The 18,622-nt window shown below is 61.9% G+C and carries 18 protein-coding genes and 1 pseudogene; 13 read left to right on the forward strand and 6 right to left on the reverse strand.

Annotated elements, in window-relative coordinates; genetic code table 11:
* Positions 1-590 precede the first annotated feature (590 nt).
* From LFL96_RS26640 to LFL96_RS26700, 13 genes are all read left to right on the forward strand, one after another.
* Positions 591-872, forward strand: a complete 282-nt coding sequence (locus LFL96_RS26640; protein WP_281003690.1) for a pilus assembly protein — start codon at positions 591-593, stop codon at positions 870-872.
* 25 nt (positions 873-897) lie between these two features.
* The gene (locus LFL96_RS26645; protein ID WP_281003691.1) at positions 898-2,427 is read left to right on the forward strand and encodes a pilus assembly protein TadG-related protein; all 1,530 of its coding nucleotides are present in this window, start codon (positions 898-900) and stop codon (positions 2,425-2,427) included.
* The gene (locus tag LFL96_RS26650; protein ID WP_281003692.1) at positions 2,424-3,326 is read left to right on the forward strand and encodes a hypothetical protein; all 903 of its coding nucleotides are present in this window, start codon (positions 2,424-2,426) and stop codon (positions 3,324-3,326) included. Before LFL96_RS26645 ends, LFL96_RS26650 begins: the two co-directional genes overlap by 4 nt.
* Entirely contained in the window at positions 3,326-4,030 is a 705-nt protein-coding gene (locus tag LFL96_RS26655) for a hypothetical protein (protein WP_281003693.1), read from the forward strand. Before LFL96_RS26650 ends, LFL96_RS26655 begins: the two co-directional genes overlap by 1 nt.
* Position 4,031: 1 nt before the next feature.
* The gene (locus LFL96_RS26660) at positions 4,032-4,238 is read left to right on the forward strand and encodes a hypothetical protein (RefSeq protein WP_281003694.1); all 207 of its coding nucleotides are present in this window, start codon (positions 4,032-4,034) and stop codon (positions 4,236-4,238) included.
* A gap of 20 nt (positions 4,239-4,258) precedes the next feature.
* On the forward strand, positions 4,259-5,374 hold the full coding sequence (cpaB, locus tag LFL96_RS26665; RefSeq protein WP_281003695.1) for a Flp pilus assembly protein CpaB: 1,116 nt from the start codon (positions 4,259-4,261) through the stop codon (positions 5,372-5,374).
* Between the two features lie 24 nt (positions 5,375-5,398).
* On the forward strand, positions 5,399-7,141 hold the full coding sequence (locus LFL96_RS26670; RefSeq protein WP_281003696.1) for a pilus assembly protein N-terminal domain-containing protein: 1,743 nt from the start codon (positions 5,399-5,401) through the stop codon (positions 7,139-7,141).
* 22 nt (positions 7,142-7,163) lie between these two features.
* Positions 7,164-9,092, forward strand: a complete 1,929-nt coding sequence (locus LFL96_RS26675) for an ATPase, T2SS/T4P/T4SS family (RefSeq protein WP_281003697.1) — start codon at positions 7,164-7,166, stop codon at positions 9,090-9,092.
* 10 nt (positions 9,093-9,102) lie between these two features.
* Entirely contained in the window at positions 9,103-9,951 is an 849-nt protein-coding gene (locus LFL96_RS26680; RefSeq protein ID WP_281003698.1) for a type II secretion system F family protein, read from the forward strand.
* A 3-nt stretch (positions 9,952-9,954) separates the two neighbouring features.
* On the forward strand, positions 9,955-10,836 hold the full coding sequence (locus tag LFL96_RS26685) for a type II secretion system F family protein (RefSeq protein WP_281003699.1): 882 nt from the start codon (positions 9,955-9,957) through the stop codon (positions 10,834-10,836).
* Positions 10,833-11,183, forward strand: coding sequence for a DUF192 domain-containing protein (locus tag LFL96_RS26690; protein WP_281003700.1), 351 nt, complete (start codon positions 10,833-10,835; stop codon positions 11,181-11,183). Before LFL96_RS26685 ends, LFL96_RS26690 begins: the two co-directional genes overlap by 4 nt.
* A gap of 119 nt (positions 11,184-11,302) precedes the next feature.
* A complete protein-coding gene (locus tag LFL96_RS26695; protein ID WP_281003701.1) occupies positions 11,303-12,043 on the forward strand; it encodes a TadE family protein in 741 nt (246 codons plus the stop codon).
* A complete protein-coding gene (locus LFL96_RS26700; protein ID WP_281003702.1) occupies positions 12,040-12,858 on the forward strand; it encodes a lytic transglycosylase domain-containing protein in 819 nt (272 codons plus the stop codon). The genes LFL96_RS26695 and LFL96_RS26700 overlap by 4 nt, the downstream gene beginning before the upstream one ends.
* Here the strand turns inward: LFL96_RS26700 and LFL96_RS26705 are convergent.
* The 6 genes and pseudogenes from LFL96_RS26705 to LFL96_RS26730 form a co-directional block, all read right to left on the reverse strand.
* Positions 12,831-13,106, reverse strand: a pseudogene (locus LFL96_RS26705) (Hpt domain-containing protein); the annotation flags it as partial. The gene LFL96_RS26700 and the pseudogene LFL96_RS26705 overlap by 28 nt on opposite strands.
* A gap of 15 nt (positions 13,107-13,121) precedes the next feature.
* Positions 13,122-13,763, reverse strand: coding sequence for a response regulator transcription factor (locus LFL96_RS26710; RefSeq protein WP_281003703.1), 642 nt, complete (start codon positions 13,761-13,763; stop codon positions 13,122-13,124).
* 43 nt (positions 13,764-13,806) lie between these two features.
* On the reverse strand, positions 13,807-14,871 hold the full coding sequence (locus tag LFL96_RS26715) for an OmpA family protein (RefSeq protein WP_281003704.1): 1,065 nt from the start codon (positions 14,869-14,871) through the stop codon (positions 13,807-13,809).
* A 154-nt stretch (positions 14,872-15,025) separates the two neighbouring features.
* A complete protein-coding gene (locus tag LFL96_RS26720) occupies positions 15,026-15,865 on the reverse strand; it encodes an ABC transporter permease (protein ID WP_281003705.1) in 840 nt (279 codons plus the stop codon).
* A gap of 15 nt (positions 15,866-15,880) precedes the next feature.
* Positions 15,881-17,149, reverse strand: coding sequence for an ABC transporter permease (locus LFL96_RS26725; protein ID WP_281003868.1), 1,269 nt, complete (start codon positions 17,147-17,149; stop codon positions 15,881-15,883).
* 292 nt (positions 17,150-17,441) lie between these two features.
* Complete coding sequence (locus LFL96_RS26730; RefSeq protein WP_281003706.1) at positions 17,442-18,491, reverse strand: ABC transporter substrate-binding protein; 1,050 nt, start codon at positions 18,489-18,491, stop codon at positions 17,442-17,444.
* Positions 18,492-18,622: the final 131 nt, after the last annotated feature.

Raw genomic sequence — 18,622 nt, forward strand, 5'->3', positions numbered from 1 at the left:
ATTACCTAAATAGAGGGCAAGCCCCGCTTGCAGTTCGATTCAAAATTGCGCGCATACGCTCTCAGCAAAAAAACTGGAGGCGAAATACGGCAGACTCGCTCAAGAGTTTTCGCGCGTCGCAAATCTAACTGCACGGCTTATCCCTAAAAATCAGGAAAATGGAAAACGGACCGGGAATTTTCCGAATGAACGGCGCGAGAAGTCGCGGTCAGTCAATTTGATGCGTCCTGTTTAATTTTTCGCATCGCGGACAGCCGAGGACTCCATTTTTTTCGGCGACAAGTCGGCGATCCGCCTGCGCGTTCGCACGGAACCCGCATCTATCCTGGATCGCATCCATCGACAGATTCACGCGGCTTAAATACGTGCCTTATTGCGCCCGACGCATGCGGAATTACACCCTTGCGATTTAGGAAATTTCAGTGTTTATCGAGACGCGTCCATTTCTATAATTCGGCCCGACACTGTTGCTCATCCGTTTCGAGTCACGGAATTATTTATATTAATTTTCTGTTCGAACCGGCGAAAAGGTCTCGCAGCGGTGTTCGAAACTCTTCATCATCCGCATTAAATACCCTGAAACGAATACCATGAAAATTGCACCCATTCGCCGGCAGCGCAAACAGCTCGGCCAAGGCATGACGGAATACATCATCATCGTCGCGCTGATCGCCGTCTCCGCCATCGGCGTGTACTCGCTGTTCGGTCAAACGCTGCGTAACCAGACGTCCGGCCTTGCCGTGGAAATGTCCGGCCAGAACGCGCAGAGCAATATCTCGACCGCGCAGACCAACGCGAACACGGCGACGACCAACGCCGACAAGACGAAGAACATGGGTACGTATAACGACAGCAACAACGCCGGCAAATAATCTCGCCGGAATAGCGATATCCATCATGAAACACTCTGCCCGCAAGGGCAGGGGCAGGGTCGCCGGCGCCAGCGGGCAGGCGCTGGTCCCTGCACTGATCTTTCTGTTTGCCGGTTGTATCGGCCTCTACGTGGCGTTCAATTCCTTCCAGATGACGAGCGCCAAAATCAAGCTTCAGAACACCGCCGACGCCGCCGCGTACAGCGCAGCCGTGCTGCAGGCGCGTGACTACAATTTTTCCGCGTACACGAACCGGGCCATGATCGCCAACCAGGTCACCGCCGCGCAGGTGGTCGCGCTCAAGTCGTGGATCGACGAGCTCGACGCCACCTATTCGACATCGGAACTCGACAACACCGTCAACTGGCTCGCGGATCACCCGACCCGCTGGAGCACGCCGAAACAGACCGGCCATGCCGACATCGCACCGGTGCGCGAAGCGCTCGACGCGATGCTGCCCACCGTCGCGCGCAACATCGGCACGCTCAACCGCGCGCTGAGTGTCGCGCAGGCCAATTATCACGCCGCGGTCTTCAGCGCGGTGCCCGATACCGCCGACGACATCGCCCAGCGCAATCAGCCCGACACGCACGTGACGAGCGGCTACTTCACGAGCGAACGCAACGCGGCGCAACTCGCGGCGTGGACCACCTACACCGCAACGGTCACCCCAGCCGGGCAAGTCGGCGCGGACGACTTCGCCGATGTCGTGACAGCCGCCGACACCCTCGACGGCTTCGTCAAGAACCGCGATTCCGTGCGCAGCGTCGCACCCAATTTCCAGCAGCTGAACGACAGCGCGGACGCGGTCTGCGGTGCGAACAGTTCGTTCACCATCAACGTCACGCACGACGGCGGCACGCAGCTGCGCAACGACAAATCCGGCTGGCAGTCCATCGACGCGAGCACCGCGCATCTGAAGATCAGTTGCGTCGGCCCGATCGAATCGATCGCCGGTTATGGCGCCAGCCTCAATGGCAACCTGACGGGCTTCATGACCCATCCGCCATTCGCGGCATGGCAGGACTGGCAGGGCTACGGCGGCTATTTCAACTTCGGCTATACCGGCAGCGCCACGCCAGGCTGGCAGGTACCCGACGCGATGGCGCAGGCGTTCCGCGACGGTCCCGGCGCATCGCTCGATCCTGCCAACGGCGGCCTGTTGCCGTACCAGCAGGTCAACGGCGTTCAGCTCGGCAATCAGGCGCCGCGCATCACCATCGAAGTCACGCGCGACAGCAACAGCCTCGTCAAAACCGTGGAGTTGAAGAACGGCGCACAACTCGGCGTCGCGAATCACGCGGCGGCTGGTGCGATCCGTGCGCTGTCGAGCGCCAACGCGTACTTCGTGCGTCCGGACGAGTCGTTCCTCGCCGGATCGGTCATGGGTGGTTTGCTCAACCCCGACCAGTGGGCGCGCGCCGACCATAGGACCGAATATCCGAGCCTGTTCAGCCCGTACTGGCAGGCCGCGCTCGCACCGGTCAGCACGGCTGAGCGCGCGGCGGCCCAGGCAGCGCAAATGGCAACGGCAACCGGAGTCGATAAACGATGAAAGCACAACGTCGCGTCAGTCGAGGCCGTCCGCACCGCCAAAGCTATCAACGCGGGCAGGCGATGGCCGAGTTCGTCATTTCCATGACCATGGTGATGAGCGTGTTGTTGATCGCCATCGCGATGCTCGGCAAGTTCAACGACGTGCGCAATCGCACCTTGATGGCCTCGCGCTATGTCGCGTGGGAACGCACGGTGTGGACCGACAACGATCCGCAAAAGAACAACGCAGGTTTGGCCACCACCACCGAGGGCTGGTCGAGTCTCTACGGCAGCGCCGCGCTGAGCGTGAACAAGACGGACGCGGATCTGCGCAGCGAAATCGCGCAGCGCGTGATGGCGGGTGACAACGCATTTGTCTCGAGCGCCGATCGTGCGCAAAGCCGCCTCGCCACGTCCCAGCCGGCCATGTGGCATGACCACGGCGGCAACGCCCTGCTTAACTCCATGGCGGATCTGTCGGTCGTCACCGCAGAGGGCGCCGACACGCCGAGCAGCCAGACCGATCGCGCCAACGGCCGATGGACGGTCGGCACCGCGAGCGGTGCGCCGTTCATCGCGCAATTCGGCATGGCGACGCGCGCGCAGCAATCGGCCACCGTCAGCGTGTCGGTCGGGCGTGACAGCGATGCGCTCAAGCGGCTCTGGCCTAAAAACAATGGCTTGCCCGCGTTCAACGGCCTGACCTTCTCCGACACCAACGTGTTGATGACCAACACGTGGATGCCAGACGGTTCGACGAGCAACAAGGCCGTCTTCAGCCGCGCCGTGCCTGCCGCCCATGTCGCGCTCGTGCCGTCGGCGGGCTATATGGGCCTGCGTAAATACGCACCGGAAATCGCCACGCTGCAGTTCGGGCGTATCCAGCAAGACATCGTGCCGGCCAGTCGCCTGAAGTGATGAAATTCGCCTACTCCATCACACGTCCTGCCTGCCTTGCGGTCACGCTGATTTCCTTCAATGCGATCGCCGGCGCGGCGTGCAATAAAACGCCCGTCGCACCGCAAGCTATCCAGGCATTCGGACGCGACATGATCGTCAACGGCGTACCGACCTCGCTCGTCGGCGTGCAGCTTGCCGGGACGGTCGACGACGTGTCGAAAGCCTTCAATGCGTTCTGGACTCGCGAAGACGTACCGGCGAAACGCCAGCCCAGCGCGTCGGGTGTGCTGCTCAGCGCGCTCGACGGACCCTGCCTGTACGTGCTCAACCTGCCGCCGCAAGTGGACGGGCCGCGAACGCGCGGCATCCTCAGCGTGGTCCGTCTGGGTGAACCGCGTCCCGAGCACCGCATTCCGGATACCGTCATCCCGCTCCCCGAGCAAGGCAAGGTGCTGACGGACGTCGAAAGCCGCGACGGTGGACAGACCGGCCGCACCTGGCTGCTCGACGTGCCCGGCAGCGCCCGCTGGAATGCGCGGCGCTATCGCGACCTGCTCATGCTGCGCGGCTGGATGGACGTGGGCCATCAACCGGACTACGCGTCCGTCGGCGCGCACGGCACTGCGTTCGCGATGCAACGCGAGGGAGATAGCCTGGACGTCAGTTTCTCGGATCGCGACGGCCGTTGCGTCGCGGTCGTCAATGCAACAAGGAACCGTTGAGATGCAGACACCGAAACGTTCTCCGTTTATTGCAGCACGGCGGCTGCGTCAACGCGGCCAGGCGTGCACCGAATATCTCGTTGTCACCACCGCGCTGGTCGCCGTTCTGCTGATCGCGAAAGAAGACACCCTCTCGCCCTTTGCCGCACTGCTGCTCGGCCTCAAATCGTTCTTCGGCGCTTACAGCTTCGCCCTATCGCTCCCCTGACCGGCAACGGTCGATTGGTCATGTTCAAAAAAATCAAACTCCGCTCGCTGCTCGCGAATTCATGGGTCTTGCTGTTCCTCGCCGTGCTGGTCGCGGGTGGACTGACCTACCTGCTGTACAAGTATCTGAACGATCGCGAGAACAAACTCAAGGCCGACATCGCCGCGCACGGCGCACGCGCCGGCATTGAAGTCGTTGTACCGGCGCGTGACGTGCCGGTCGGCACGCCGTTGACGAGCGACGACTTCGTCGCGCGCGAAATTGCCAGCGACCTCGTCTACGACGACATGATTCGCGCGGACAATTTCCGGCAGTACCGTAGCGCGCATCTCGTCAGAGCGGTGCGCCGCGGTTTGCCGCTGCGTGCTGGCGATATCGACGCGTTGCGCGGCCGCGACTTCTCGGACGTGTTGCCCGCCGGCCAGCGCGCGGTGACGATCGAAATCGACACGGTCAACTCGACCGCGCTGCTGGTCCGTCCGGGCAATCGCGTGGACCTGTACTGGCTCGGCAAGGTCTTCCACGAGAACGACTCCAGCGACGACAAGAAAATGGCGCAACTGCTGATGTCGAATCTGCTCGTGCTCGCGACCGGCCAGGACATGCGTGCGCGCGACGCGGGCGAGGCGGCCGCGCCGGAACAGGCGAACGCCAACAGCAGCGCGATGAGCCGGCAGGAAGGCATGGGCTACACCACGATCACGCTGCAGGTGCCGGTGGACGACGTCGCGCGTGTCGCGCTTGCGCAGAAGATCGGCGGCTTGCGTCTGATCCTGCGTAACGCCGACGATAAAGGTGCGGCGGGCCCACAACTGGTTCAGGAGAGCGAGGTCTTCACGGACCCGGCGCAAGGCAATCGCGGCACTGGCCGCCCGATGCAGATGATCGAAATGATCGCGGGCGGCGGTTCGAACAATGCGGCGGTGTTGGTGCCGCAAGGGGGCGCTGCGGATAGCGTTCGTTCGGCGACCAGTGCGCCCCCGCCCGCGACGATAAACACGCCCGAAGCAGCGCAATCCTCCTCCGCCTCGCCGCAGCGTCAGCCGAGCCTCTACGAGCAGGCCAACGCCATCGCCCAACAACTGCAGAAGGCTGTCGCGCCAGGCGCGTCGTCCAGCGCGCCGAAGCAGAACTAAAGTACCGAGTCCAGGTTTCACACCATGAACGTCAAACACAACGCGGCGCATTGGCGCCGCCGGGTCATGCCGGCTGTTCTCGCCGGCACGCTGTTCTGCGAGGCCGCACCGCTCGCGCTCGCTCAAACCGTCACTATGCGCGGCACGGAAGACACGTCGGCCAACACGCGCGTGCTTGAAATGTTTCGCGGCGAAGTGCGCATTCTGCACATCCCCGGCACCATCAAACGCATCGCGATCGGCAACGGCAAACTGCTCACCGCGAACGTGGTGGACGGCAGCCTGATGCTGCTCGGCGAACAGGACGGCATCACGTCGCTGGTGGTGTGGAACGAGCGCGGCATCGCGCTGCAAACCACCGTGCGCGTCGCCAAGGCGGAGGTGAATGCGTCGCTGGAACAATTGCGTGCGGTGCTGAAGTCGGTGCCGGGGCTGCATATCGACGCGATCGGTTCGAACATCGTGCTGTCCGGCACCGTGCATCGCGACATGGTCGCGATCGTCAAGTCCGCGACCCAGGACATGAAGAACGTCATCGATACGACCAAGGTCGACGAGGGCGACGCGCTCAGAAAAACCGTGCACTTCAAGGTGCAGATCATGGAAGTGACACGCAATGCGCAGAGAAACCTGGGCATTGCGTGGGACAGTGCTTTTCGCGGACCGCAGATTGGCGGTAGTGCGGCTATTGGGACCGGCGCGGCGAAGGCAGTCGTCTCCGGCACCAACTATTTTCTCGCCGGCATTGCGTCGAACATCACATCGCAGATCAACTTTGCCGTCGAAAACGGCGACGCATTCGTGCTGGCCGCGCCCGAGTTGAATACGAAAAGCGGCGGCACCGCGAGTTTCCTGGCGGGCGGCGAAGTGCCGATTCCGCAATCGGGCGCGCTCGGCACGACCAACGTCGAATACAAGCAGTACGGGATCAAGCTGAGCATCGTGCCGGTGGTCGATGCGAATAACGTGATTTCCGCGCATCTGACCACCGAAATCAGCCAGATCGATCCGACGGTCACTTACGCGGGCATGCCGGGCTTCCTGACCCGCAACACCAGTTCCGACATTTCGATGCGCGGCGGCGAAACGCTGGCTATTTCCGGGCTCGTCAGCGCGGACGCGGCGAACAGTTCGAACGGCATGCCGTTCCTGAGTCAGGTGCCGGTGATCGGCCAGTTGTTCCGTTCGGACAGTTTCCGCGCGAAGAAGAGCGATCTGGTGATCTTCGTGACGCCGGTCATTTCCGATCCGGATCTCGACCCGAACGCGGATCTGCTCGCGCGCGCGGATAAGGTGGATCGGCGCTTCCGTGACGAGTACGGCAATCCCGATCCGCTCGTCGCCGCCGACGACAAGGCCACTCGCACCACGGCGCCACGCCGCACGATCGCGCCGACGCCGGCGCTGCTGCCAGAGGTCATTCGAAGTACACCGCCTCAGCCGTCCTTGCATGCTCCGCGGTCTCAGATGACCTTGCCCCCGCAAGATCCGGCGGGTGTGACAGCAGCGCCTACCGCTACGGGCAGCGATGTCGCGCGTGCATCGGTGGTGGCACCGCCCACGTCCGCCAGCACGCCGCCCGCGGGCGTGGCAGACGCTTTGCGCATGCTGAATGCGGCCCCACCGCCTCAGGCGGCGTCGAACGATGCAGCCCGCCCGCTCGCCGCAAGACCGGTGGCTGCGACTGCGACTACGAACGCATCGAACGCTGCGAACGGCAAGGTGCCGTCGCAACAGATCGACGTGCTCGGCCGACCGGCTAACTGATACGCCTCCGTGGAGAAGCCCCATGCTTAATCTTCAGATACACGCACGCAATGCGCCCGTGCACGCGTTGCATGTCGAACATGGCTGCACGATCGGCAAGGATGCGAGCTGCAACATCGTCGTGAAGGGACTGCTCGTCGGCAAGTTGCAGGCGCGCGTCGTCAGGGAGCACAACGCGTATTACATCGAGGATCAGGGTGGCATCGCGGCGACGCTGGTCAACGGTTCGGCGGTCACGCGCTATGGACCCTTGACCGAGGCCGACCAGATCGAAATCGGCACGACGACGATCAGAATCGTTCGCGGCGCGGCGGCCGCGGCGCTGGCCTCGATTCCCGTCGCGGACGCTACGCAGGCGGCGGACGCCTCGTCTTCGCAGCCGTCAAGCTGGAAGGCGGGTTCGCTTCCGCAAGAGGTCGCGCCGATGGCACACCTCGCGGCCCGGACCCAAACCGACCTGTACCCGGCAAGCGCCGCCCACTTCGAGCCGACGCTCGCGGCAACGGCCTCGTCCGGCGTAACACGGCACGCGACCACCGTTGCGTCACCAGGGACGCACCCGTACACCAGTGGCGCAGCGACAACCCATACCGGCGCGGCCGAAGCCCCCCTGCGCCTGCCAGCCACGCATCCACGCAAGACAGCAGCCGGCGTGCTGCCCATCGCGCCGATCAATAGCCCTCTCGGCATCGAGTTGCGCAAGCAGGCCCACATGAAGGTGATCTCCGCGCTCGATCTGCGACGTCTGAACGTGGCGCGCATGGAAGACGACGAACTGCGCAAGACCGTCGGCGCCGCGCTCGACGACATCCTCAATCACGACCCGAGCTTCCGCACACCGGACATTGCGCTCGATACGCTGAAGAAAAGCGTGTTCGATGAAATCATCGGCCTCGGTCCGCTCGAGGAACTGATCGCGGACCCGACCGTGTCGGAAATCATGGTCAATTGCCACAATGAAATCTTCATCGAACAGGCGGGCCAACTGACCCGCTCTCCGGTGATCTTCACCGACGACCGTGCGGTGATCGGTGCGATCGAACGCATCGTCGCGCCGATCGGCCGACGCATCGACGAAAGCTCGCCGATGGTCGACGCCCGCCTCGCCGACGGTTCGCGCGTGAACGCCGTGATCCCGCCGCTTGCCTTGAAAGGCCCGAGCATCACGATCCGCAAATTCTCACGGCGCAAGCTGGTTGGTGAAGATCTGATCGAGTTCGGCTCGATGTCGCCGCACATGCTGGAGTTTCTGCGCACGGCCGTCGAGCAAGGCGCGAACATCATCATTTCCGGCGGCACAGGCTCAGGTAAGACGACCCTGCTCAACGTGCTGTCGAGCTACATTCCCGACGACGAACGCATCGTCACCGTGGAAGACGCGGCGGAACTGCAACTGTCGCAGCCGAACCTCGTGTCGCTCGAAGCACGACCCGCGAACATGGAAGGCAAAGGCGCGATTCCGATCCGCGATCTCGTGAAAAACTGTCTGCGGATGCGACCGGACCGCATCGTGATCGGCGAGTGCCGCGGCGGCGAGGCGCTCGACATGCTGCAAGCGATGAACACCGGTCACGACGGCTCGCTCACCACCGCGCACGCCAACACACCGCGCGACTGCATCGCGCGTCTCGAAGTGATGACGCTGATGGCCGGGCTCGATCTGCCGGTGCAGGCGATCCGCGAGCAGATCTGTTCGGCGGTCGACATCATCGTGCAGCAATCGCGCTTCTCATGCGGTTCGCGCCGCGTGACGCACATCAGCGAAGTCAGCGGCATGGAATCCGGCGTCATCACGCTACAGGATGTGTTCGTTTTCAAGGAAGAAGGCTTCGGCGAAAACGGCAAGATTCGCGGCGACTTCGTGCCTACGGCCTATATCCCAGACTTCTATCAGCAACTGATCCGAAGACGCATTCCGGTCAATACCGATATCTTCACGCGTCCCGAATGAGCGTTCCGTCATGAGTCTTCCCATCATTCTCGCGTTCGCATTCTTCGGCAGTCTGTTTCTGATCTTCCTGATTTCCCGCATGGGCACGGCGACGCTCAAAGCCGGCTCCCGGCAAATGGCGGGCGAAATCGAGTCGTCGCTCGCCGACGCGTTCGTGTTCGTGAATCGCCAGAAAGCGGCCGCGTGGAGCATGGTCGTGATGATCGCGCTGCCGCTTGTCGCGTTTCTGCTGAGCCGCAGCATCCTGATCGCGCTGGCGTGCGTGCCGGTCGCGATGTTACTGCCCAAAAAGTATCTCGCGAGAATGCGCAGGAAGCGCATTGAAGCGCTCGAAAGGCAATTGCCCGACGCGTTATTGATGATGTCCGGCGCGCTGCGCGCAGGCGCGAGTTTTCCCAGCGCACTGGAGGCGGTGGTCCACGAATCGTCCGCGCCGATTTCTCAAGAGTTCGATCTGCTGATGCGGGAGATTCGCCTCGGCATCGATATGGACATTGCGATGCGCAACGTCGAGAAACGTATTCCAATCCCCGACTTTCTGATGATGACCGCCGCCGTGTCGATTGCGCGCGAGGTGGGCGGCAATCTCGCCGAAGCGCTCGAATCCGTCGCGCGCACCTTGCGCGAAAAAATCCAGATGGACGGCAAGATCAAGGCGCTGACCTCGCAGGGCCGCATGCAGGGCATCGTGATGACTTGCCTGCCGCTGTTTCTGATGCTGGTTCTGCGTTTCATGGAACCCAAGGCGATGGCGCCGCTCTTCAATGAGCCCGTCGGCTGGGCGACGCTGACCGTCATCGGCGTCATGGAATTGCTCGGCTATGTGTCGATCTCCAAGATCACTAATATCGACGTGTAAATCATGCTGCTATTCATTGCCTTCGCCGTCAGTTTCGGCGTGATCGCGATCTTCGCGATCGGCTACAAGTCGATCAACAGTCTCGCCGGCGCGGTGCCGCAGGAAGATCGCGCGTTTCTCGATCCGCTGCCGAAGTCGCTGCGGCCTTTGTGGCCGCTGGTCAACTTCGTCGTGCATCATTTCGGGCGGCGTTTCAGTCCGAAGCTGGTCGAGAAAACAGACTTGCAGTTACGCCTGACGTCGCTCACGTTTCTGATGAACGCACACCAGTTCATCGCGCTGTCGATGATCTCGTCGGCGTTGGCCATGCTGGTCGCGCTTGCGTTGATGGCGGTGCTTGGGATGTTTTCCGTTCTGGCCGCCCTGGGTATTGCCTTGCTCGGCTATTACTATCCGCGTATCTGGACTCGCGACGTCAGGCGCCGCCGCATCGCGCAAATCCTCAAGCAGTTGCCGGTCTACCTCGACTTCCTGACGCTCGCCGTCGAGGCCGGCTTGAACATCAACGGCGCGCTGCAAAAGGCCGTTGAAAAGGGACCGGCCGGGCCGTTGCGTTGGGAGCTGGAACACGTGCTTCGCGATCTGAAATCCGGTCTGAATCGCACGGAGGCTTTGCGCCGGCTCGACGATCGTCTGCGTATCAAGGAGATTACCAATCTCGTCGGCACGGTGGTTCAGGCTGAACGCATGGGATCGGGTCTCGCGAAATCACTGCGTTTCCAGTCCGAGCAACGCCGTTCCGAACGTTTTCAGCGCGCGGAAAAACAGGCGATGGAAGCGCCCGTCAAACTCGTGTTCCCGCTACTCATGTTCATTTTTCCGATCACATTTATCGTGCTCGGCTTCCCGATTGCGATGAAGTTCGTTCAGGAGGGGTTGCTGTGACGACAGCACATCTCTATCTGCGCGGACGCGATTGCGGCGTCGCGGTGACGGTGGCAGACACCTCTCGTACGCGCATGCGGGGTCTACTCGGCCGTGACCATTTGCCTTCCGGCGAAGCGTTGCTGATCAAGCGTTGCGGCGCCGTGCACACGTTTGGCATGCGCTTCGCTATCGATATCGTGTTTCTCGACCGGCATCAGCGCGTTGTCGCGATTCATCATGACGTGCCGAAGCGACGCGTGCTGTTCAACCTTCGCGCGAGACAGACGTTGGAGATGACGGCGGGTGGTGCGCGTCGACAGTCCTTGTCGGTCGGCGACTCGTTAGTTTTTGGGGCGGCCCAGTGATTTCTTCGTTTTTCAGGCAGCGCCACGCGCATCTACGTTGCACGGCGGCATACGAATATGATGTCAGACCTCAACGGCGTGTATTCCGTGCGCGCAAATGCCGGCAAGCGGGTCAGTCCATGGCGGAGTTCATCATCGTCGCGCCGGCGTTGTTGTTCGTCTGCTTCGGCATCTTGCAGTTCGTGCTGCTCTATCAGGCGAAGTCGACGCTGGACGTGGCAGTTCTTGAAGCGGCGCGCGAAGGCGCGGTCAACAACGGCTCGATGCAGGCGATGCGCAATGGTCTCGCTCGCGGGCTCGCACCAGTCTACGCGCGCCAGGCGAGTGCCGATGGCGTCAACAGCGCACTCGCCAAGGCCCAGACCGATGCCGCGAACTACAGTGTCATCACCGTGCTCAATCCCACCGCCGCTGCGATACGCGACTATGCACGCCCTCGCTATTACCCCGACACCGGCGCCAATTACACCGAGATCCCCAACGATTCGCTGATGTATCGCGATGCCACGGTCGCATCCGGCGCGACATCGGGCGTGAACATACAAGATGCCAATCTTCTGAAAATCCACGTGCACTATTGCTACAACATGTATGTGCCGCTGGTGAACAAGGTCATCTACTACGCAACGAATGTGATTGGCAGTATCGGCACCATGGGCATTCTGACCCGCGAGCCCGCGAATCAGGACCCGTACGGCAAACCGCAGAACGGCGACGCGCTGTGTAAAACGCAACTGAAGGACGGTGTGGCGACGGGTCGCTGGCCCATCTCGCTCGATTCGGAGGCCATGGTGCGCATGCAGTCGCCGCTGCGGGTGTCCGCGTTGAACGATTCGCCGAATCCGACAGGCGAGCGATGAACCGCCGCTGCATGATGCACGCGTTGCGGTTCGCGGGACTGCTTGCCGGAAGCATCGTGGCATACCCGTCTCTCGCCGAAGCTGCTGATGCACAGCATTCGCACGCTCCCCGAACGGATGGCGTAGTGATGTTGATTGGCGGGATGCGTGCCAACACCGACGTGGTAGAGGCGCACGGACTTGAATCCGCATCAGCATCGGCATCGGCCGCGCTCGACGCGCCACCATCCATCTCAGTCGTCATTCAGCGCGACGGCACGCTCCCTACCGATTCAACACGTCGATCGTCAAACGCCATTGCCGCACGAATCCTGGCGTTCGCACCCGCAATCGACGAAGCCGCCGCGCTCGCCGACGTGGACCGCGCACTGCTCATGGCGGTGATCGACGTAGAGTCCGCCGGCAATCCGCAAGCGGTGTCGCCTAAAGGCGCGACGGGATTGATGCAGTTGATGCCCGGCACGGGCGCGCGACACGGCGCGAACGATCTGTTCAACCCACGTCAGAACATTGCCGCGGGCGCACGTTATCTGAAAGCGCTGATTGGCCAGTTCGGCGACCTGGAGTTGGCGCTGGCCGCGTATAACGCCGGGGAAGGCGCAGTGCAGAAGTATGGCGGCCAGATACCGCCGTATGCCGAGACGATGAGCTATGTGCCCAAGGTCATGGCGCGTTACCGGTGGTATCGGAACGCCACGGCCTCGCCGAGCGCGGCGTCGATCGACGCGTCGAGCGACGCCAATGCATCGGCCACGCTGCGCATCAGCGCCGTGACCGTGCCGATCTCGCGACCGCGCGCAGCGGCTTCCAATTGAGTCAGCAACGCAATCAGTCCGTCGCATTCGAGCATGCGCGCCGAACCGGCGATGCGATGCGCGGCGCTGCTCACGCTATCCCATGTCGCCGCCGCGAACCCAGCGTGTAATTGAGCGAGCGCGGCCCGATTGGTTTCCACGATCAGCGCAAGAAGACGTCTCGCGCTGCAAGCGTCACCGCCGGTGAGCGCCAGCGCTTTCGCTTCGAGTCCGTACGCCATGCCGGAGGACATTGCAGAAGTCGTCATGTCGATGGCCCGGCGTCAGTTCGTGGAAGCGATCCGGCAGCGACGCGCGAGATCGATCAACTCGACCAACGATTTCACACCGAGCTTGTGCATGACACGCGTCTTGTGACTACTCACGGTTTTATTGCTGATGAACAGCGCGTCACCAATGGCTTTATTCGACATGCCCTTCGCGAGCATCTGGAGAATCACCAGTTCCTTATCCGACAGCAACCCGATTCTGCCTTGCTCGCCACCCGCATCGGCGGGAACCGCGATGCCCGCGCCGCTCGACGTGACCGGAAAAACCGTATAGCCGGCCAGCACCGCCTCGACGCCCCGCATGATTTCCCGCATGTCCTGCGATTTGCCGACGAAGCCGTGCACGCCCGAACGCATCGCGCGCGGTGCGAAGGTAGCAGGATCGTGGCCGGACAGCACCAGCAAACGGATCGGCGGATGCGCAAGCTTGAGGCGCGGAATCACGTCCAATCCGCTGATTCGCGGAATATCGAGGTCGAGAATCGCCAGTTCCGGCGTATGCTGCCGGGCTAGTTCGACAGCGGTTTGTCCATTGTCGGCTTCGACAATTTCCTCAATACCCAGTAGCTGCGTGAGTTGCATTTTGATGATCATCCGGAACGCCGGATGATCGTCGATCACCAGAATAGTCGACATGATTTCTCTTCCTTTAAAGAACTTCCCCGACACCGCTTAACGGCTATGACCGCGCGACACCACGTTCTATTTCGACGCGGCGGTTCGGCGCGAGGCAACGCACCAAGGCATCGCGTTGGGTTTGCGCGCACGCCACCAGCGGACTGGCGCTGCCACGGCCTTCGGCATCGATCGGCCATGTCACGCCGCGCGTGCGCAGGTATCGCGCGACGGCTTGCGCGCGCGACAAGGACAATCGCTGGTTGTAGGCAGGCGTACCGATGCGGTCGGCGTAGCCGACGATCTTGAGTGTCGGGACGGTTGATGTACGCTTGACGCTTATCGCCAAAGCATCGAGTTGGCGCTTTCCAGCCGATGAAATAGCGGCGCTGTTGAAACGGAACAACGAGTCGGCGCGCAGCGTGAGGGTCTGCGGCGACTCGCGTGAAGAGGTGATCGCCGGCGCCGCCGTAGCACTCGCCGCGGCCTGCTGGCATTGCAACGTTATTTGCGCCGACCGGATCAGCTTTGCCTTGATCTCAGGTAAGCGCTGCTCTGCTTTGGAGAAGCTACGGAGCCATGCATCGTGTCCGGTCTGCATGAGTTCGACTTCGGCGCAAGCAAGCGGCGCCTGCGCTTCCTGACATTGCGCGAGCAACGGATCCGCCTTGATGGTGCCGACAATCTTCCACAAATCAGGGCGCACCGTCGACACCGTGCGCAATGCCGGATTCGCGGCCGACATCGCCACGCCACGTTCCAGCCCGATCGTCAGGCTCGCTGCCTGGCCGATCGCTTCCTCGACGAAACCCCAGCCATCATGTGCGTGTTGCGCCTGTTGCGCGGCGCTCAGCCAGCATTGCGCTTTCGCGCGAAAGTACTCGTTTTTGTCGACAGGAATCCGGTCGAGTCGCGCCTGAAGCGACGTGACCGCCGCCCGACTATCGGCGATCGTTGCGTAGGCATCGACCCATGCAGCGTTCGCCGCGCCCGCTGCTTCGTCCTGCGTGGCGCCGACACCGGTCTGCAACACCGAGGCGTCTTCGATACCCAGCCGCTCGTGGGCGGCACGGTCCGCGCAACCCGTCAAGGTCAGCGCGAACGCAAGCATCGTTAGCTGGAATTTCATTGACTGTCTGCGTCGAGCGCATCTGGCTAAAGAGGGCTCAGAGTATGACCAGCCACAGACACCCGGGGAATGGGAACAATCTTAGAAACGGATTGGAACTTTGCAGAATGTAAGGAACCTTAAGTATCTGATCCTACAGCTAAGGTAATCAATCTCACGCCTTCACGGCGCGCGCCGCATTGCGGCCTCTCAGCCATTCAAGCGACAGCAGCAGTCCCGTCGAAAAGATAATCAGGATCGTCGCCAGCGCGGCGATGGTCGGGCTGATGTTCTCGCGGATGCCGGTGAACATCTGGCGTGGCAGCGTGGTTTGATCCGCGCCGGCGAGGAACAGCGTGACGACGACTTCGTCGAACGAAGTCGCGAAGGCGAACAGCGCACCCGAGATAACCCCAGGCGCGATCACCGGCAGCGTAATGCGGAAGAAGGTCTTCACCGGATTCGCGCCGAGCGAGAGACTCGCGCGCACGAGGTTGTAGTTGAATCCCTGCAACGTCGCCGCAACCGTGGTCACGACGAACGGTACGCCGAGGGACGCGTGCGCGAGAATCAGCCCGATATACGTATTGGCCAGACCGAGCGGCGCAAAGAACAGGTACATGCCGACGCCGACCACCACCACGGGCACGATCATCGGCGAGATCAGGATGGCCATCAGCAGGCCCTTGCCGCGGAAATTCGCCTTGGTGAGGCCGATCGCCGCGAGCGTGCCGAGCACAGTTGCCACGATGGTCGCCGACGGCGCGACGATGAAGCTGTTCTTCGCGGCCATGCGCCATTCGTCCGAGGCGATCAGGTTCTGATACCAGCGCAGCGACCAGCCGGGAATCGGATACACCAGAAACGTACTCGACGAAAACGACAGCGGCACGATCGCGAGCACCGGCAGAATCAGATACAGCAGGGTCAGCACGGCCAGCGCGCGCAGAGCGAAATACCATACACGCTCGACCATCGACGTATGCGGCGCGAACATGGGCTTGGCAAGTTTCATCGCAATGGTCTCCGGTCAGCCGAGGCTCAACGACGAACGCGTGAAGCGTCCGTAGATCACGTACAGCACGAGCGTCGCGGCGAGCAGCAGTCCACCGAGCGCGCACGCCATGCCCCAATTGATCGTCACGTTGGTGAAATACGCGACGTAGTAGCTGACCATCTGATCGCCGGGACCACCGAGCAGGGCTGGCGTGATGTAGTAGCCGATCGCGAGAATGAACACGAGCAATGCGCCCGCGCCGATGCCGGGATAGGTTTGCGGCACATACACGCGCCAGAACGCGGCGAACGGATGGCTACCAAGCGACACCGCCGCACGCTGATAGGTCGGCGGAATCGACTTCATCACGCTGTAGAGCGGCAGGATCATGAACGGCAGCAGGATGTGCGTCATCGAAATGTAGACGCCGGTGCGATTGAACAGCAGCGCGAGCGGGTCGTGAATCAGGCCGCTCGCCATCAGCGCCTTATTGACGAGCCCTTCGCTTTGCAGGATCACGATCCACGCCGCCACGCGCACGAGGATCGACGTCCAGAACGGGATCAGCACGAGAATCATCACGAGATTCGCGCGGCGTTCGGGCAGCGTCGAAATCCAGTAGGCGAGCGGATAGCCGAGCAGTAGCGCGAAGAAGGTGACGGCCGCGCCGATCACGAAGGTGCGGCTGAACACGGCGAGATAGATCTGCTGATCGGGATCGGTCGGGACGATGTGGCCGAACGCATCCTGTTTGTGATCGAGCGAGGCGAGCAGATAGAACGGCGAGTAGACGCCGGCATTCTTCGCGATGGCTTGCCAGTAGGTGATGTCGTTCCAGCGCTCGTCGAGTTCGACGAATTTCGCGTGAACCTGGGCGGGCGTGAGTTGCAGCGGCTTGTTGTTGTCGTCGACGAACGGCATGGCGCGCGCGGACTTCGCAACGAGCGAGCGATAGCCGGGAATTTCCACGTTGAGGCGACGCGCGAGTGCGCCCATGCCGTCGCCGTCGGCGACGGCCGTTAAGTCAGTGGCGAGCGCGGCGAAGGCGGCGTCGGGCGGTGGCGTTTTGCGGTCCCAGCCGTTGAGTGCGCCGAGCGTATGCGGCAGTGCGCCGACCACTTCGGGATTTTGCGCGGCGCGGGTCAGGAGCGCGCCGATCGGCACGACGAAGATGAGTAGCAGAAAAATCGCGAGCGGGGCGATCAATAGCAGGGCCATGGCCCGCTTTTTCGATTCCGCGGCTTTCAGTTCACGCTTGAGCCGGCCGCTTGCGTCGGGCTTCGAATCGGCGGCGATCATCATCGTAGTCACACGTGTCTCCTGTGTCGATGAGAGTTAGCGCTTTAGCGCTTACTCTCATCCCATGCCACACCGTGGCGTCGATGAGAGTTAGCGCTTTAGCGCTTACTCTCATCCCATGCCACATCGTGGCGTCGACCAGTTAGCGCTTTAGCGCTTACTCTGGTCCCATGCCACACCGTGGCGTCGACCAGAGTTAGCGCTTCAGCGCTACTCTCATCCCATGCCACAAAGCAGCATTGCATACACCCATACAACGCGGCCCCTTCATCACCAAGGCCGCGCCCTCACCCCTTTACTTCGAAGCCCACGACGAGAACCGCTGCTCCAGTTCATCCCCGTGATCGGTCCAGAACGCCAGGTTCTGCAGCACCGCATTCTTTCCATTCGCCGGCGAGTTCGGCAAATTAGCCAGCGTCTTCGGATCGAGCGCCTTGATCGCCGCCGTGTTCACCGGCCCATAAGCGATGTTGTGCGCGTAATCCTGCTGCGGCTTCGACGAAATCGAATAGGCAATGTACTTCTCGGCCAGCGCCTTGTTCGGCGTGCCCTTCGGAATCGCCCAATAATCAAGGTCGTAAATGCTGCCGTTCCACACCACCTTCAGGTTCTTGCCTTCACGCTGCGCGGCATCGATCCGTCCGTTGTACGCGGTGGACATCACCACGTCGCCCGCCACCAGGAATTGCGGCGGCTGCGCGCCCGCTTCCCACCACTGGATATTCGGCTTCAACTCGTCGAGCTTCCTGAACGCGCGATCCTGACCTTCCTTGGTCGCCAGTACTTTGTAGACGTCCTTCGGCGGCACGCCATCGGCCATCAACGCGAATTCGAGGTTGTAGCGCGCGCCCTTGCGCATTGCGCGCTTGCCCGGGAATTTCTTCACGTCCCAGAAGTCGGCCCAGCCGGTCGGCGCGGTCTTTAGCTTGTCGGCGTTGTAGGCGAGTGCCGTCGACCACACGAAGAAACCGACACCGCACGTTTGCGGCGCTTCGGGAATCAGATCGGACTTCTTGCCGAGCTTCGACCAGTCGAGCTTCTCGTACAGACCTTCATCGCAACCACGGCCAATGTCGCCCGACTCGACTTCCACCACATCCCAGTTCACATGTTTGGCTTCGACCATGGCCTTCACCTTGGCCTGCTCGCCGTTGTATTCGACGGCGGTCACTTTATTGCTCGTCTGCGATTCGAACGGTTGATTGAAGGCAAGCTTTTGCGCGTCGCCATTCGCACCGCCGAAATTCACGACGGTCAGTTCGGCGGCATTGACTTGCGCGGCGCCCAGCGCGAGCGCGACAGCACCGACAGCGACGGCGCAGCGCGATTTCACGATCTTGCTCATGGTGTGATGCTCTCCTTGGTGGTGTACTTCAAGCTAAGTACGATGCGGCTTTGTTATGTGCTGCTGGAAAACCTGCGTGAAGCCAAACGCGTTGCACGTTCGGCGTACTGGCTTAACTGAATGCGGTGTCT

This window comes from Paraburkholderia sp. D15 (assembly GCF_029910215.1).
Lineage (GTDB): Bacteria > Pseudomonadota > Gammaproteobacteria > Burkholderiales > Burkholderiaceae > Paraburkholderia.

Bases quoted from the DNA above. Each gene is read 5' to 3' on its own strand.
- LFL96_RS26640 (WP_281003690.1), top strand. From the start codon at position 591: ATGAAAATTGCACCCATTCGCCGGCAGCGCAAACAGCTCGGCCAAGGC.
- LFL96_RS26645 (WP_281003691.1), top strand. From the start codon at position 898: ATGAAACACTCTGCCCGCAAGGGCAGGGGCAGGGTCGCCGGCGCCAGC.
- LFL96_RS26650 (WP_281003692.1), top strand. From the start codon at position 2,424: ATGAAAGCACAACGTCGCGTCAGTCGAGGCCGTCCGCACCGCCAAAGC.
- LFL96_RS26655 (WP_281003693.1), top strand. From the start codon at position 3,326: ATGAAATTCGCCTACTCCATCACACGTCCTGCCTGCCTTGCGGTCACG.
- LFL96_RS26660 (WP_281003694.1), top strand. From the start codon at position 4,032: ATGCAGACACCGAAACGTTCTCCGTTTATTGCAGCACGGCGGCTGCGT.
- cpaB (WP_281003695.1), top strand. From the start codon at position 4,259: ATGTTCAAAAAAATCAAACTCCGCTCGCTGCTCGCGAATTCATGGGTC.
- LFL96_RS26670 (WP_281003696.1), top strand. From the start codon at position 5,399: ATGAACGTCAAACACAACGCGGCGCATTGGCGCCGCCGGGTCATGCCG.
- LFL96_RS26675 (WP_281003697.1), top strand. From the start codon at position 7,164: ATGCTTAATCTTCAGATACACGCACGCAATGCGCCCGTGCACGCGTTG.
- LFL96_RS26680 (WP_281003698.1), top strand. From the start codon at position 9,103: ATGAGTCTTCCCATCATTCTCGCGTTCGCATTCTTCGGCAGTCTGTTT.
- LFL96_RS26685 (WP_281003699.1), top strand. From the start codon at position 9,955: ATGCTGCTATTCATTGCCTTCGCCGTCAGTTTCGGCGTGATCGCGATC.
- LFL96_RS26695 (WP_281003701.1), top strand. From the start codon at position 11,303: ATGGCGGAGTTCATCATCGTCGCGCCGGCGTTGTTGTTCGTCTGCTTC.
- LFL96_RS26700 (WP_281003702.1), top strand. From the start codon at position 12,040: ATGAACCGCCGCTGCATGATGCACGCGTTGCGGTTCGCGGGACTGCTT.
- LFL96_RS26710 (WP_281003703.1), bottom strand. From the start codon at position 13,763: ATGTCGACTATTCTGGTGATCGACGATCATCCGGCGTTCCGGATGATC.
- LFL96_RS26715 (WP_281003704.1), bottom strand. From the start codon at position 14,871: ATGAAATTCCAGCTAACGATGCTTGCGTTCGCGCTGACCTTGACGGGT.
- LFL96_RS26720 (WP_281003705.1), bottom strand. From the start codon at position 15,865: ATGAAACTTGCCAAGCCCATGTTCGCGCCGCATACGTCGATGGTCGAG.
- LFL96_RS26725 (WP_281003868.1), bottom strand. From the start codon at position 17,149: ATGATGATCGCCGCCGATTCGAAGCCCGACGCAAGCGGCCGGCTCAAG.
- LFL96_RS26730 (WP_281003706.1), bottom strand. From the start codon at position 18,491: ATGAGCAAGATCGTGAAATCGCGCTGCGCCGTCGCTGTCGGTGCTGTC.